We start from the raw sequence: 13,818 nt of genomic DNA, 5'->3' as shown, positions 1-13,818 counted from the left end.
CGTAGGCGCTTCATCGGCACGATGGTCACTGGTGGCGGCGGTCCGGCCCGGCGAACCCGACATATCGCGCAGGCAGCGCCGCCACCGGCGGTTATCCGGTTACGCCCACCGCGAACGATCCGGCACGATGGCTCGGATGGAGCCTGTGGAGATCATCGAGGACGGCCTGCTGCTACGCCCCTGGCAGGCCGCCGACGCGGACGCCGTGCACCGCGCCTGCCAGGACCCGGACATCCAGCGCTGGACCACCGTACCGCGCCCGTACCTGCCGGAACACGCCCACGGGTTCGTCACCGACAGGGCCCCGACGGCCTGGGCCGAGGGCACCGGGGCGCCGTTCGCGGTCTGCGACGCCGACACCGGCGAGCTGCTCGGCTCCTGCGGCCTCGTCTCGATCGACCGGGCCCTGGACTCCGCCGAGATCGGCTACTGGACCGCGCCCTGGGCGCGCGGGCGGGGCGTCACCGTGCGGGCCACCCGGGCGGTCGCCCGCTGGGCGTTCGACGCGCTGAAGCTGCGCCGGCTGGTCTGGCAGGCCGAGGTCGGCAACCACTACTCCCGGCTGGTCGCGCTGCGCGCCGGTTTCCAGGTCTCCGGCGAGCTGCGGCTGGCCCACCCGGCCGAGGGCGGCCGGACGGCCGGCTGGATCGGCTCGCTGCTCCCCGGCGAGGTGCCCGCGCCGGGCGAACCGGGGCCGGCCGGCCCGGACACCCTCGACGCCCGCCGGGCCGCCGTCTTCGGTCGGCCGCAGCCCGTCCTCTTCGCCACGGCGGGCGACACCGAGCTGCGGCTGCGCCCGATGGAGGAACGCGACCTCGACGCCATCGTCGAGACCTGCCGCGACCCCGACACGGTCCGCTGGACCACCGTGCCGCACCCGTACCGGCGGGAGCACGCCGAGGGTTTCCGGCGGGACGTCGCCGAGGCGGCCTGGGCCCGGGGCACCGGGGCGTACTACGCGGTCGCCGACGCGGACGACCGGTACGTGGCCTCGGTCGACCTACGCCTCGGCCCCGACCCGCTCGGCGGCAACGTCGGCTTCATGACCGCCCCGCACGCCCGGGGCCGGGGCTACCTGCCCGCCGCCGTGGCCGCGCTGGCCGCCTGGGGCTTCACCACCCTGGGCCTGGCCCGGATCGAGTGGCTGGCGCTGGTCGGCAACACCGCCTCCCGCCGGGCGGCGGAGAAGGCGGGGTTCTCGTTCGAGGGCACCGCCCGGTCCCGCCTGACCACCCGCGACGGCGGCCGGGGCGACGCCTGGGTGGCCGCGCTGGTCGCCGAGGACCTGGTCCGGTGACGCCGGAGACGATCGAGGCGGACGAGGTCCGGCTGCGACCGTTCCGGCTCGACGACGTCGCGGACACCGCCACCGCCTGCGCCGACCCGCTCACCCGACGGTTCATCTCCGGCATGCCCGACCCGTACACGGAGCAGAGCGCCCGGTGGTGGATCACCGAGGGCGCGCCGGCCGCCTGGGCCACCGGCGGCGCCGCGTACGCGATCGCCGACCCGGCCTCCGACCGGCTGCTCGGCGGGATCGGGCTGAGCCAGCCGGTCCCGGCGCGGGGCCAGGCGGAGATCGGCTACTGGGTGGCGCCGTGGGCCCGCGGCCGGGGCGTGGCCACCGCCGCCACCCGCGCACTGGCCGGGCACGCCTTCGCCGCCGGCATCGCCCGGCTGGAGCTGCTCACCCACGAGGAGAACGCGGCGAGCATGCGGGTGGCGCTCGCCGCCGGCTTCCGGTACGAGGGGGTCCGCCGGGCCGCGAACCCGACGCGCGGCGGCGGGCGACACGACCTGTGGGCCTGGGTACGCCTCGCCGACGACCCCGCCGGCCCGACGCCCCGGGCACTGCCGGACCTGCCCGACGGCCGGCTCACCGACGACGTGGTGACGCTGCGCCGGCTGACCCCGGCGGACACCGACGCGCTGTACCGGCTGCACACGCTGCCCGAGGTGGTGGCGAGCCGGGTACCGCAGGTCCCGCCGACCCGGGCGGCGATCGCGCGGCGCTGCGCCGTCGCCGAGAGCGAATGGCTGGTCGGCAGCTCGGCCGACTTCGCGCTCTGCGACGCGGGCACCGGGGAACTGGCCGGCGGCTGCGCGATGAGCTACGACGAGCCGGCCACCAGCCAGGCGATGCTCGGCTACAGCCTGCTGCCCGAGGCACGCGCCCGAGGGCTGGCCACCCGGGCGGTGCGTCTGGTCGCCGACTGGGCCTTCGGGCCGGTCGGCCTCGCCCGACTCTGGGCCGGTACCGCGCCGGACAACCTCGGCTCCCAGCGGGTGCTGGAGCGGGCCGGGTTCCGGCGGGAGGGGCTGATGCGGGGTCGGCTCCCCGGCCGGGACGGGCTGCGGGCGGACGCGGTGCTCTACGCACTGCTCGCCGACGACCCGGGCTGAACGCGCGCCGGCCACCGGAGCCGGGATGGGCGAACCACCCGGCCCCGTGACCGGCTGCGAGGGGTGGGAAGGGGTCAGATGTCGAGCGAGATGATGCCGTAGTCGTACGCGTGCCGCCGGTAGACGACGCTCGGCCGGCCGGTTTCCTTGTCGTGGAACAGGTAGAAGTCGTGCCCCACCAGTTCCATCTGGAACAGGGCGTCGTCCACGGTCATCGGCTCGGCGGGGTGCACCTTGGCCCGGGCGATGTGCCAGGGCTGGTCGTCGTACTCGTCGGCGGGCTCCTCCTCGACCCGTTCGGCCACCGCGGTGGCCGTAGCGCCGGACGGCGCGGCCAGGTCGGCCACCGGTAGATCGGCGGTGGCGGCGGCGACGGAGAGCGGCGCGTGCCGGCCCCGGTGCACGCGGCGGCGGTCGGCCGCCCGGCGCAGTCGGGTGTCCAGCTTGGCGATGGCCGCGTCGAGCGCGCTGTAGAAGTCGTTCGTGCAGGCCTCCGCCCGGATCACCGGCCCCCGGGAGACACAGGTGATCTCCACGCGTTGGCAGGTGTCGGACTGGCGGGGATTGCGTTCGTGGAACAACTCCACGTCGACTCGGATGAGCTTGTGGTCGTAGCGTTCGATCTTCGCGAGTTTCTCAGCTACGTGCACCCGGTAATGGTCCGGCACTTCGACGTTTCGGCCCTTGACCACGATGTCCACGTGACCTCCCTTTTTCGGATGGTCGTCTGATCTTCAATCCGGTCGACCGACCCTGGGAGCATCCCTGTGGCGTCGACCGGTCAGGTACGGCTACGCCTCCTTCCACCGCCGGGGGTGGGTTTGAAACCTCCTACCCCCGACAGGAAAACGCTAACTCCTGTTCGGCCGGCAGTCACCCCCAGTTGTCGAGAAGGCTCAGGGATTTCACACCTCATACACCAAGGGGTGAAACGGAAACACGAAGCGTCACCAATGGCGTCGTTTTTGCGTTGCGGCGAGCACCGCCGCGACGTTTGGCGTTATTCCCAGGCCCCGCAATGTGCGGGCCACCGCGGCCAGGGTCGCCCCGGTGGTGAGGATGTCGTCGAGCACCACCACGCTCCGGCCGCCGGCTTCGCGCCCACCCCGGCCCGCGCGGCCCCGGAACGCCGACGCCGCCGCGGCTGCCCGCCCGGCGCTGTCCAGCACCACCGAGTCGGGCCGGGGCAGCGCCCGCAGCGGCCGGGCCGTGCGCACGTCCCACCCCGCCCCGCGCAGCCGCCGGGCCGCGTGCCGGGCCAACCTACCCAGGTGGTCGCCGTAGCGGGACCGGGCCGCCGCCGCGGTGTCCGGCACCGGCACCAGCAGCACCGGCCGCGCCGGGCCCACCGCGTCGGCCACCACCTCGGCCAGCAGCGCGCCCAACGGCCCGGCCAGACCGTGCCGACCCCGTTCCTTGTACGTCAGCAGCGCCTCCCGCAACGGCCCGGCGTACGGGCCGAGGGCATGGCAGGGCGGCAGGTCGGGCGGGGCGGGGGTGGGGCGTACCGGGGCGGGACGCAACGCCTGGAGCGCGTCGGCGCAGGCCGGGCAGAACCCCCGCCGGCTCGCCGAACCGGTCTGCCGGCAACCCGCGCACCCGCTCGGCAGCACCAGGTCGGTCAGGTCCGCCCAGAGCCCGCCGACCGCCCCGCACGACGCCCTCAGTACAGGAAGAGGGGGGCAGTCGGGCTGCCCGGGCGGACGCCGGCCGGTGGCGGCGTCACCTCCAGCACCTGGTCGCGCCGAATGGTGTCCGGCGAGGGATAGCGGTAGGCGACCCCGTTCGCCTCGTACATGATCAGCGCGCTGGGCAGCGGCACCACCGGGTTCGTCGGGTACGCGGCCAGGTGCGTCACCCGGGCGCCCACGTCGGCCACCAGCGCGGTCTCCAGCGCGCCGTCGGTGCTCACGTAGTAGACCGCCGAACGGTCCGCCGTACCGGCCACGACCAGGGTGTTCTCATCCGCCCAGTCGACCGCGGACAGGTCGCGCAGCGAGGTGGCCACCTCGCGGGCCGGGCCGACCGAGACCAGGCCGCCGGCCAGGTTCACCGCCGCCAGGTGGAGCCGACCGCCGATCACCAGGGCGAGCCGGTGCCCGTCCAGCGAGCCGGCCACCGCCGTCACCCGGCCGGCGGCGGTCAACGGCACCGGAACCGTCCGGGCCCGGTCGTCGAAGCGGTAGAGCTGGCCGTCCGCGACCATCAGCCCGTACGGCTGGCCGGGGTCGAGCGAGCGCAGCCACACCGGGCGCCCGATCGCGCCGAAGGTCTGGGTCCCCTTGTGGACGCCCTCCACCGTGCCGGTGCCGGATCCGACGGCCAGCCGCTGCCGGCCGCCTGGGGCGCCGACCACCAGGGCGGCGAAGATCCTGTCCTCGACCCGGCTGAGCCCGGCCGAGACGACGTTGCGGTTGTCGGCCGGCATGAGCGGCACCACGCCGCTGGCCTCGCCCGGGAAGCTCAGCGCGTGGACCGCTCCGTCGTAGGCGGTGAACCGCTGCGGGGCGTCGTCGATCGGGTAGAGCGGGTGCGCCAGGCGGTGCTGCTCAAGGTCCGCGATCGCCACCCGGGACTGGTTGCGGGTGGTGAGCTGGAGCTGACCGTCCAGCTCCGGCAGCGACCAGGCGAGTTGGATGCCGATCCTGCCCAGCTCGCGGTTGTCGTCACCCGGCAGTTCGAGGGTGACCTCCCAGCGGCCGTCCGTCTCGATCGCGTTGTTGATCAGCGCGGTGCGGTCCGGCAGCGGCCGGGCAGCGGGGCGCAGCCACTCCGACGGGCCGGCGAGCAGCCACTTGACCACCTCGCTGACCCGCCGCTCGTCCGGCACCGCCAGCGGCAGATAACGCTGGTCGGCGACCAGGCGGGTCTGGTCGGAGTTCCAGAAGTAGACCGGCCTGGTCTGGTAGTACTCCCGCAGCGCCTGCTCGCTGAGCAGCAGCACGTGCGGCGGGTCGGTGACGAAGAGGCCGGCCTCCTCGGTGCCCTGCTGCCCCGGCGAGACGGCGCCGCGCAGGGTGAACCGGTACTCCCGCTCGGTCGCCACCGGTGGCGCCAGGACGCCGTTGGACCGCAGCACGCCGATCTGCTGCACCCGCAGTAGCACGGAGAACAGTCCGTTCGCGTTCTCGGTGATCACCGGGGCCTCGGTCAGCCGGACCACGTTGACCGCGACCTCGCTGCCCTGCTTCTCCTGCAGGCGGCTCTTGTTCTCCGGCGCGATGAACTGCTTGACCTTCGCGTACGCCCGGTCCGGCTCGCCCGCCGCGGCGGAGAGGAAGTTGCGGACGAAGGTCTCCGGGTCGGTGCCGGCCGCCGCCCGGGCGGGCGGCTCGCTGCGGCGGAAGCTGGACCCGCCGGCCTCCACCGCCGGCCCGGACCCATCCACCTGCACCTCGGTGTTCTCCGGGATGCCGCAGCCGGCCACGGCCAGCAGCGCGGCGCAGAGCGCCCCGGCCAGCGTCCGCCCGCGCGGCGACCTCATGAACGCACCTCCGCCCGGTCGTCGTCGGCGGCCGAGGCCGGCCCGATGGCGAGGGTGCCCTCGCCCGCGGGGCCGATCGCCAGCAGCTCACCGGGGCGGGGGCCGCCGAACGGCAACGCGGCGTCGGCCGGCACCAGCCGCAGCGGCGAGGTGGTCAGCCGGTCCCCGGCGCGGGCCGGCAGGGTGAGCCGGAACTGGGCGCCCTGCCCGGGCGCGCCCCACGCCTCCAGCCAGCCACCGTGCAGCCGGGCGTCCTCCAGGCTGATCGACAGGCCCAGGCCCGTCCCGCCGGTCTGCCGGGCCCGGGACGGGTCGGCCCGCCAGAAGCGGTTGAAGACCAGCTTCTCCTCCCCCGGCTTGAGCCCGACGCCGTGGTCGCGCACGGTGATCGCGACGGCGGTCTGGTCCATGCCGAGGGTGATCAGCACCGGCTTCGCCTCGCCGTGCTCGACCGCGTTGCCGACCAGGTTGCGCAGCACCCGCTCGACCCGGCGCGGGTCGACCTCGGCGATGACCGGCGTGGTCGGCACGTCGAGGTGGATCGGTACGCCGACCCGCTCGGCCAGGCCGGCCAACCGGTCGGCGACCCGGTGCACCACCGGCACCAGGTCGGTCGGCTCGGCGTCGAGCATGGCGAAGCCGGCGTCGAAGCGGCTGATCTCCAGCAGGTCGGTGAGCAGCTCCTCGAACCGGTCCAGCTCGGCCTGGAGCAGCTCGGCGCTGCGGGCGACGGCCGGGTCGAACTCGTCGCGCTCGGCGAAGATCAGGTCGGCGGCCATCCGGACGGTGGTGAGCGGGGTACGCAGCTCGTGCGACACGTCCGAGGTGAACCGGCGCTGCAACCGGGACATCTCCTCCAGCCGGAGGATCTGCCGTTGCAGGTTGGTCGCCATCTGGTTGAACGAGGCGGCCAGCAGGGCCAGGTCGTCCTCGCCGTTGACCACCATCCGCTGGTCGAGCAGGCCGGCGGAGAGCCGCTGGGCGGTGCGGGCGGCCACCCGGACCGGGGTCACCACCAGGCGGGTGACCAGGGCGGCGAGCAGGCCGAGCAGCAGCACCAGGGCCACCCCGGTGGCGAGCACGGTGGCCCGGGCGTCGGCGGCGGTGGCGTCCTGCCGGGTCAGCGGCACCAGGTAGTAGAGCTCCAGCTGGCCGAAGCGGGTCGGCACCGGGGAGCCGTACACCAGGTACTTGGTCCGCGCCCCGCCGAGCCGGCCGGTGCGGACCTGGTGGGCGACCTTGCCGTCCGCGACGGCGGCCCGCAGCTCCCGGCTGATCAGCGGCCGGACGTCGGTCGCCGGGGAGGTCCGGGTCTCGATGATCCCCGCGTAGCTGTCGGCGGTGATCGCCACGACCACCCCGCTGGTCTGCTGCGGGTCGCCGCCGGCCAGGTAGTTGACCGTGCCCTCGATGGTGTCCTGGAGCTGGGCCTCCTGTGGCTGGCTGTAGAGGTTGAACTGCTTCGCCGAGTAGTCGCTGCCGCTGCGCAGCCGCAGCAGCACGTCGGTCTGGGCGTTCTCCACCAGGATGTTGGTGATCTTGTCGGCGATCAGGTAGGCGAAGCCGCCGACCAGCAGGCTGGAGGCCACCAGCGTGATGGTGACCACCCGCACCTGCAGCGACCGGCGCCAGGTCTGGTGCAGGCCGAGGCCCTGACGCACCAGGGCACGGCAGAGCACCCGCGCGGCGGGTCGCCAGCCGGCGGGGGTCCGGGAGTGGGGGGTCGGGGAGCTGGTCACGGTGCGACCAGGCTATCCGGTACCAGCCTTGTAGCCCACGCCCCGAACGGTGAGGATGATTTCCGGGCGCTCCGGATCCGGTTCGATCTTGGCGCGCAGCCGCTGCACGTGCACGTTCACCAGCCGGGTGTCGGCCGCGTGCCGGTAACCCCAGACCTGCTCCAGCAGCACCTCGCGGGTGAAGACCTGACGCGGCTTACGGGCGAGCGCGACCAGCAGGTCGAACTCCAGCGGCGTCAGCTTCACCTCCTCGCCGTCCCGGCTGACCGTGTGCGCCGGCACGTCGATGGTGATCTGGTTGCCGGGCGGCCCGATCGTCAACATCTCCGGGGCGACGTCCTCGCCGCGCCGCAGCCGGGCCCGCATCCGGGCGACCAGCTCCTTGGGCTTGAACGGCTTGACCACGTAGTCGTCGGCGCCGGACTCCAGGCCGAGGACCACGTCGACGGTGTCGCTCTTGGCGGTCAGCATCACGATCGGCACGCCCGATTCGGTCCGGATCGCCCGGGCCACGTCGATACCGCTCATACCGGGCAACATCAGGTCGAGCAGCACGATGTCGGGTCGATTGTCCCGGAACGCGGCCAACGCCCGTTCCCCGTCGGCGACGAACGAGGGCAGGAAGCCCTCGCTGCGCAGGACGATGCCGAGCATCTCGGCGAGCGCGGGGTCGTCGTCGACCACCAGTACCCGGGCTCTCATGGGATTTATGTTTCCATCCCCGTTCAGTTCGGTGGGATCGGCGTCACCCGGCACGGTACTGCCGTGGGTGCTGTCACCGCACGTCCCACGCGGAAGACCGCCGCCGAAGGTCATCCGCGAGGGCCACGCGGCGTGCGGGTCCACCCGATCGGACGGGCCGTGTCACCATGATCCCCCGGGTGCCCCGCCGCCCGCCACCGAGACCCGTCAGGAGCAGGAGTACGCGTGCCCGACGTCGGCCCGACCGCCGTGCTCCCGAGGCGCCCGCTCACTGTCGGCGAGCTGCTCGACTCGGCCGTGCTGCTGCTGCGTACCCAGGGCCGGCTGCTGCTCCCGCTGGGCGCCCTGTTCGCCGTCGGCGAGCAACTCCTGCTCCACCCCCTGCGGCTGGCCGCCGGCGTCGAGCCGCCGAGCTGGCTGCTGGGCGTCGACGGGTTCCCCGCGCTGTGGTTCCTGCTGGCGCTGGGCGCGGCGAGCGAAGCGCTGATCGTCACGCTGCTCGGCAACCCGGCCGCCCGGGCCGCCGGCGCCGCACTGCTCGGCCGCCGCGCCGGCGTACGCGAACTGCTCCGCCCCCGGGGTGCCCGCTACGGCGCCACCCTGCTCCTCGCGCTCCTGGTCGGCCTGGTGATGATGCTCGCCGGCCTGATGGGCCCTCTCTGGTTCGTCGCGTACGCCCTGTTCGGCTCCGTCGCGGCCACCCTGGCGGTGGACCGGGTACCGGTGGAACGGGCGGTCGGCCGCGCGGCACGGCTCGCCGTGCGCGGCGGCGGGCAGGCCGGCGCCGTCCGGCTGCTCGGTTACCTCGGCTGGTGGATCCTGCGGGTCGGCCTCGGCCTGGGCGTCCTCACCGGGCTCGACTCCCTCGACCTGATCGATCTCAGCGACCCGGCCCTGGCCCAGGTCGCCGCCATCACGGTCTGGGCCGGCGTGAATGCCGTCGCCTACCCGGCGCTGGCCTGCCTGGACGCGGTGATCCACCTGGACAACCGGATGCGCACCGAGGGCCTCGACATCCGGCTCGCCCGTTCCCCGGCCGGCCTCGCCGAGCCCGTCCTGCTGGCGGCCGACCGATGAGCTTCAGCCGCTGGTGGACCGAGGCCAGCGCCGCGCTCGGCGACCTGCTGCCGCTGCCGCTGGCGGCGCTGCTGCTCCTGCTGGCCGCCGGGTTGGCCGCGCTGGCCTGGTACCACTGGCCGGCGTGGGTGCCGCGCCGGCTGCCCCGGCTCCGGCTCCGCCGACGCCGCCTCCGGCTGCCCGGCCTCCGCCTCCGGCTACCCCGACTCCGCTTCCGGCTACCCCGGCTCCGGCTGCCCCGGCTCCGCTTCCGGCTGCCCCGCTGGCGTCGGCACCGCCGGACCCGGCCCGCCGCCGAGACCCCGGAGCTGCCCCGGCCCCGGGCGGGCGACGCGGCACCGACCCCCGGGCCGGCGCTCTCCCTGGCCGACCGGCTGGCCGCCGAGGGCCGCTTCGCCGAGGCGGTACGGGAACGGCTGCGCGGCATGGTCCGCCGGCTGGTCGCCACCGGGGCGGTCGAGCAGCGCCCCGGCATGACCGTCACCGAGCTGACCGAGGCGGCGGCCCGCAACCGGCCCCCGGTCGACCCGACGCTCCGCGCGGCGGGCACGATCTTCTCCGAGCTCTGGTACGCCCGGCGTACCGCCTCCGCCGAGCACGACCGGCGGATGCGGGAGCTCGCCGACGAACTGGACCGGGTGCTGGCCGGCGGTCCGGAGGAGCCGCGATGACCGCCACCGCCGCACCGCCGGCCGCCCCCTCGACCGCCCCGCCCCCGCCCCGGCGGCGACGCCGCTGGCACCGGCTGGTGATCCCATTCGCATTGGCCGCCGCGCTGCTCACGATCACCGTGGTCACCCACGCGGTCGACCAGCCGGACGCCACCGAGCGGGGCTACCTCTCCCCGGTGGCGACCAACGACGACGGCGGTAGCCGGCTGGCCGAGGCGCTGCGCGGGCAGGGCGTCACCGTGCAGCGGGAGACGGACACCCTGCGGGCCCTGCTGGCGCTCGACACCGGGCCGGCGACGCTCTTCGTACCGGCGCCGGAACTGCTGCACCCGGACACCGTCGGCGCGCTGGGCGACCTGCCGGCCGGCCGCCGACTGGTCCTGGTCGACCCGTCCCTGCGGGTGCTGGAGTCGGTGGACCTGCCGGTGGTGCGGGCCGACCGGCGCTGGGCCACCCGGGCCGTCGCCCCGGACGCCGACGGGGTGCCCTGCCCGCTGCCCGAGGCCGCCCGGGCCGGCACCGCCGCCGCCCGGCTCCAGCGGTACGCCCCGCCCGCCGGCTTCGCTAACACCCTGCGCACCTGCTACTCCGGCGGACTCGTGCACCTGCCCTGGGCAGCCGACGTGGTGGTGATCGGCGCCGGCGACCCGTTCCGCAACGACCGGATCGGCGAGTGGGGCAACCAGGCGCTGGCCACCGGGCTGCTCGGCGGCCACGGCCGGGTGGTCTGGCTCGACCTGGACGGACCCGCCCCGCCCCCGCACTTCGGCACCGGCAGCAGCGGCGAACCCGCCTGGTCGCCCACCCCCGGCGGCTCGACCACCTACGGCAGCGGTGACGGCAACGGCGGGCAGCCCGGCGACGGCTACCCGGGCGGCTCCGGCGACTCCGACGGCGACCCGTCCGACGGCGGGGACCAGGAGCGGGAACAGGCCCAACCGCCGGACCGGCAGAACCCGCTCTGGGCGGCGTTCCCCGCCTGGTTCTGGGCGCTGCTGGTGCAGCTCGCGCTGGCCGCGCTGCTGATGGTGCTCTGGCGGGCCCGCCGGCTCGGCCCGCCGGTCGCCGAGCCGCTGCCGGTGCGGGTGCGCTCCGCCGAGACGGTCCTCGGCCGGGCGCGGCTCTACCAGCGCGCCCGCGCCCGTGGCCCGGCCGCCGACACGCTGCGCGCCGCCGCGCTCGACCGGCTCGCCGCCCGGCTCAACGTGCCCGCCACCACCCCGCCCGCGGAGGTGGCCGCGCTGGTCGCCGCGCGGACCGGCGGCACCACCGACGAGGCGCACGAGCTGCTGTACGGCGGGGAGCCGTCCTCCGACGCCGAACTGCTGGCACTGGCCCGGTCGCTGGACCGGGTGACCCGTACGGTCGCGGCACCCCCCGACCACCCGACCGAAGGAGACCTCCGGTGACCCACCCCGTCGCATCCGCCGCGACCGCGACCGCCGGCGCGGACGACGCCCGTGCCGCCCTGCACCGGCTGCGCGCCGAGGTGGCCAAGGCGGTCGTCGGGCAGGACGCCGTGGTCACCGGGCTGGTGATCGCGCTGCTCTGCCGGGGACACGTGCTGCTGGAGGGCGTACCGGGAGTGGCCAAGACGCTGCTGATCCGGACGGTTGCCGCGGCGCTGGACCTGGATTCCAAGCGGGTGCAGTTCACCCCGGACCTGATGCCGGGCGACGTCACCGGGTCGCTGATCTTCGACCCGCACACCGCCGCGTTCACCTTCCGGGAGGGGCCGGTCTTCACCAACCTGCTGCTCGCCGACGAGATCAACCGGACCCCGCCGAAGACCCAGTCGGCGCTGCTGGAGGTCATGGAGGAGCGGCAGGTCTCCGTCGAGGGCGCCCGCCGGCCGCTGCCCGACCCGTTCATCGTCGCCGCCACCCAGAACCCCATCGAGTACGAGGGCACGTACCCGCTGCCGGAGGCGCAGCTGGACCGGTTCCTGCTCAAGCTCACCGTGCCGCTGCCCACCCGGGACGAGGAACTGGGCGTGCTGCGGGCCCACCACGCCGGCTTCGACCCGCGGGACCTGGCCGCCGCCGGCGTACGACCGGTCGCCACCGCCGCCGACCTGGCCGCCGCCCGGGAGGCGGTCGGCCGGGTGTACGTGGCCGAGCCTGTCCTCGGCTACATCGTGGACCTGTGCCGGGCCACCCGGGCCACCCCGGCGCTGGAGCTGGGCGCCTCGCCCCGGGGCGCGACGGCCCTGCTCAACACGGCGAAGGCGTGGGCCTGGCTGGCCGGGCGCGACCACGTCACCCCGGACGACGTCAAGGCCACCGCCCGGCCGACGCTGCGGCACCGGCTGCGGCTGCGCCCGGAGGTGGAACTGGAGGGCGTCGGCGTGGACGCGGTGCTGGACACGGTGCTGGCCACCGTGCCGACGCCGCGATGACCTGGCGGGCGGCCGTCCTGCTGCTGGGGGGCGCGCTGACCCTGCCGGTGTGGCCGGACCCGTTCCTCGGGGTCGTCGCGATGACCGGCGCGGTGCTGCTGCTCTGCACCCTGGACTGGGCGCTGGCCGCGCCGCTGCACGCGGTCACCGCCACCCGGGAGGGCGACCGGACCGTCCGGCTCGGCGGCACCGCCACCGTCGCGCTGCGCCTGACCAACGCCTCCGGCCGTACGCTGCGCGCCCAGGTCCGCGACGCCTGGGTGCCCTCGGCGGGGGCCCGCCCGGACCTGCCACCGGAGCGGGTCGTGCCGGTACCGGCGGGCGGCGACGCGCTGCTGCCCAGCCGGCTCACCCCGACCCGGCGCGGCGACCGGCCCGCGGTGGCCCTGGCGGTGCGCTCGCTGGGCCCGCTGGGGCTGGCCTTCCGGCAGCGCGCCGGGCGGCCGGTCACCCCGGCCTGGACCCTGCGGGTGCTGCCGCGCTTCGACTCCCGGCGGCACCTGCCGGAGAAGCTCTCCCGGCTGCGCGTGATCGACGGCATGCAGGTCACCCGGGGACGCGGCCAGGGCACCGAGTTCGACACCCTGCGCGAGTACGTGGTCGGCGACGACGTCCGCTCGATCGACTGGCGGGCCAGCGCCCGGCGCGCCGACGTGCTGGTCCGCACCTGGCGGCCGGAGCGGGACCGCCGGCTGGTCTGCGTGCTGGACACCGGCCGCACCTCGGCGGTACGCGTCGGCGACGAGCCCCGGCTGGACACCGCGATCGACGCGGCGCTGCTGCTCACCGCGCTCGCCGCCCGGGCCGGCGACCGGGTCGACCTGATCGCCGCGGACGCCGCGATCCGGGCCACGGTCACCGGCAGCGGACGCCCCGCCCTGCTCGGCAAGCTGGTGACCACGCTCGCGCCGCTGCAACCGGCGCTGGTGGAGACGGACTTCGAGCTGATCGTCGGGGAGATCCTCCGCCGGGAGCGGCAGCGCAGCCTGGTGGTGCTCTTCACCGCGCTGGAGGCGGGCGCGCTGGGCGAGGGCCTGCTGCCGGTGCTGCCCCGGCTGGCCGCCCGGCACCGGGTGGTGGTGGCCGCCGTGCACGACCCGGTACTCACCCGGCTGACCACCGCCGCGCCGACCCGGCCGGAGGACGCCTACGCGGCGGCGGCGGGCTGGCGGGCGCTGGCCGAGCGGGACCGGGTGCGCGCCGCCCTCGCCCGGTACGGCGTGACCGTGGTGGACGCCCCGGCGGACCGCCTCGCCCCCACGGTCGCCGACACCTATCTCCGCCTCAAGGCCCTCGGCCAACTCTGACCCACCCGGCCCTCCCGGCGTTCCGGGTGGTGTGGGT

General features: G+C 75.5%; 12 protein-coding genes. 7 read left to right on the top strand and 5 right to left on the bottom strand.

Translation table 11 applies throughout. The features are described 5' to 3' along the window. The first annotated feature begins 136 nt into the window (after positions 1-136). Positions 137-1,297, top strand: coding sequence for a GNAT family N-acetyltransferase (locus M2302_RS11660; protein ID WP_280837932.1), 1,161 nt, complete (start codon positions 137-139; stop codon positions 1,295-1,297). Continuing rightward, positions 1,294-2,403, top strand: coding sequence for a GNAT family N-acetyltransferase (locus tag M2302_RS11655; protein ID WP_280837931.1), 1,110 nt, complete (start codon positions 1,294-1,296; stop codon positions 2,401-2,403). The genes M2302_RS11660 and M2302_RS11655 overlap by 4 nt, the downstream gene beginning before the upstream one ends. A gap of 74 nt (positions 2,404-2,477) precedes the next feature. Here the strand turns inward: M2302_RS11655 and raiA are convergent, their stop codons facing one another. The 5 genes from raiA to mtrA all read right to left on the bottom strand — a co-directional run bounded on the left by raiA (position 2,478) and on the right by mtrA (position 8,328). Then, on the bottom strand, positions 2,478-3,104 hold the full coding sequence (raiA, locus tag M2302_RS11650; RefSeq protein ID WP_280837930.1) for a ribosome-associated translation inhibitor RaiA: 627 nt from the start codon (positions 3,102-3,104) through the stop codon (positions 2,478-2,480). Between the two features lie 246 nt (positions 3,105-3,350). Next, positions 3,351-4,016, bottom strand: coding sequence for a ComF family protein (locus M2302_RS11645; protein WP_280837929.1), 666 nt, complete (start codon positions 4,014-4,016; stop codon positions 3,351-3,353). 50 nt (positions 4,017-4,066) lie between these two features. After that, on the bottom strand, positions 4,067-5,887 hold the full coding sequence (locus tag M2302_RS11640; RefSeq protein ID WP_280837928.1) for an LpqB family beta-propeller domain-containing protein: 1,821 nt from the start codon (positions 5,885-5,887) through the stop codon (positions 4,067-4,069). Next, a complete protein-coding gene (gene mtrB / locus M2302_RS11635; protein WP_280837957.1) occupies positions 5,884-7,566 on the bottom strand; it encodes an MtrAB system histidine kinase MtrB in 1,683 nt (560 codons plus the stop codon). The genes M2302_RS11640 and mtrB overlap by 4 nt, the downstream gene beginning before the upstream one ends. Positions 7,567-7,638: 72 nt before the next feature. Continuing rightward, positions 7,639-8,328: an MtrAB system response regulator MtrA gene (gene mtrA / locus M2302_RS11630; protein WP_154939275.1), complete on the bottom strand. Its 690-nt coding sequence runs from the start codon at positions 8,326-8,328 to the stop codon at positions 7,639-7,641. Positions 8,329-8,553: 225 nt separating this feature from the next. Between mtrA and M2302_RS11625 the strand changes: the two genes are divergently transcribed. The 5 genes from M2302_RS11625 to M2302_RS11605 are packed head-to-tail and all read left to right on the top strand — an operon-like array spanning position 8,554 to position 13,781. After that, positions 8,554-9,405, top strand: coding sequence for a hypothetical protein (locus M2302_RS11625; protein WP_280837927.1), 852 nt, complete (start codon positions 8,554-8,556; stop codon positions 9,403-9,405). Beyond that, the gene (locus tag M2302_RS11620) at positions 9,402-10,076 is read left to right on the top strand and encodes a DUF4129 domain-containing protein (RefSeq protein WP_280837926.1); all 675 of its coding nucleotides are present in this window, start codon (positions 9,402-9,404) and stop codon (positions 10,074-10,076) included. The genes M2302_RS11625 and M2302_RS11620 overlap by 4 nt, the downstream gene beginning before the upstream one ends. Continuing rightward, positions 10,073-11,485: a DUF4350 domain-containing protein gene (locus M2302_RS11615; protein WP_280837925.1), complete on the top strand. Its 1,413-nt coding sequence runs from the start codon at positions 10,073-10,075 to the stop codon at positions 11,483-11,485. Before M2302_RS11620 ends, M2302_RS11615 begins: the two co-directional genes overlap by 4 nt. Then, a complete protein-coding gene (locus tag M2302_RS11610) occupies positions 11,482-12,474 on the top strand; it encodes a MoxR family ATPase (RefSeq protein WP_280837924.1) in 993 nt (330 codons plus the stop codon). The genes M2302_RS11615 and M2302_RS11610 overlap by 4 nt, the downstream gene beginning before the upstream one ends. Beyond that, positions 12,471-13,781, top strand: coding sequence for a DUF58 domain-containing protein (locus M2302_RS11605; RefSeq protein ID WP_280837923.1), 1,311 nt, complete (start codon positions 12,471-12,473; stop codon positions 13,779-13,781). The genes M2302_RS11610 and M2302_RS11605 overlap by 4 nt, the downstream gene beginning before the upstream one ends. The last annotated feature ends 37 nt before the right edge of the window (positions 13,782-13,818 follow it).

Origin of the sequence: Micromonospora sp. A200 (assembly GCF_029893845.1) — a bacterium.
Lineage (GTDB): Bacteria > Actinomycetota > Actinomycetes > Mycobacteriales > Micromonosporaceae > Micromonospora > Micromonospora purpureochromogenes.
This window is presented reverse-complemented; position numbering and strand designations above follow the sequence as displayed.

Bases quoted from the DNA above. Each gene is read 5' to 3' on its own strand.
- M2302_RS11605 (WP_280837923.1), top strand. From the start codon at position 12,471: ATGACCTGGCGGGCGGCCGTCCTGCTGCTGGGGGGCGCGCTGACCCTG.
- M2302_RS11640 (WP_280837928.1), bottom strand. From the start codon at position 5,887: ATGAGGTCGCCGCGCGGGCGGACGCTGGCCGGGGCGCTCTGCGCCGCG.
- mtrA (WP_154939275.1), bottom strand. From the start codon at position 8,328: ATGAGAGCCCGGGTACTGGTGGTCGACGACGACCCCGCGCTCGCCGAG.
- M2302_RS11620 (WP_280837926.1), top strand. From the start codon at position 9,402: ATGAGCTTCAGCCGCTGGTGGACCGAGGCCAGCGCCGCGCTCGGCGAC.
- M2302_RS11660 (WP_280837932.1), top strand. From the start codon at position 137: ATGGAGCCTGTGGAGATCATCGAGGACGGCCTGCTGCTACGCCCCTGG.
- M2302_RS11615 (WP_280837925.1), top strand. From the start codon at position 10,073: ATGACCGCCACCGCCGCACCGCCGGCCGCCCCCTCGACCGCCCCGCCC.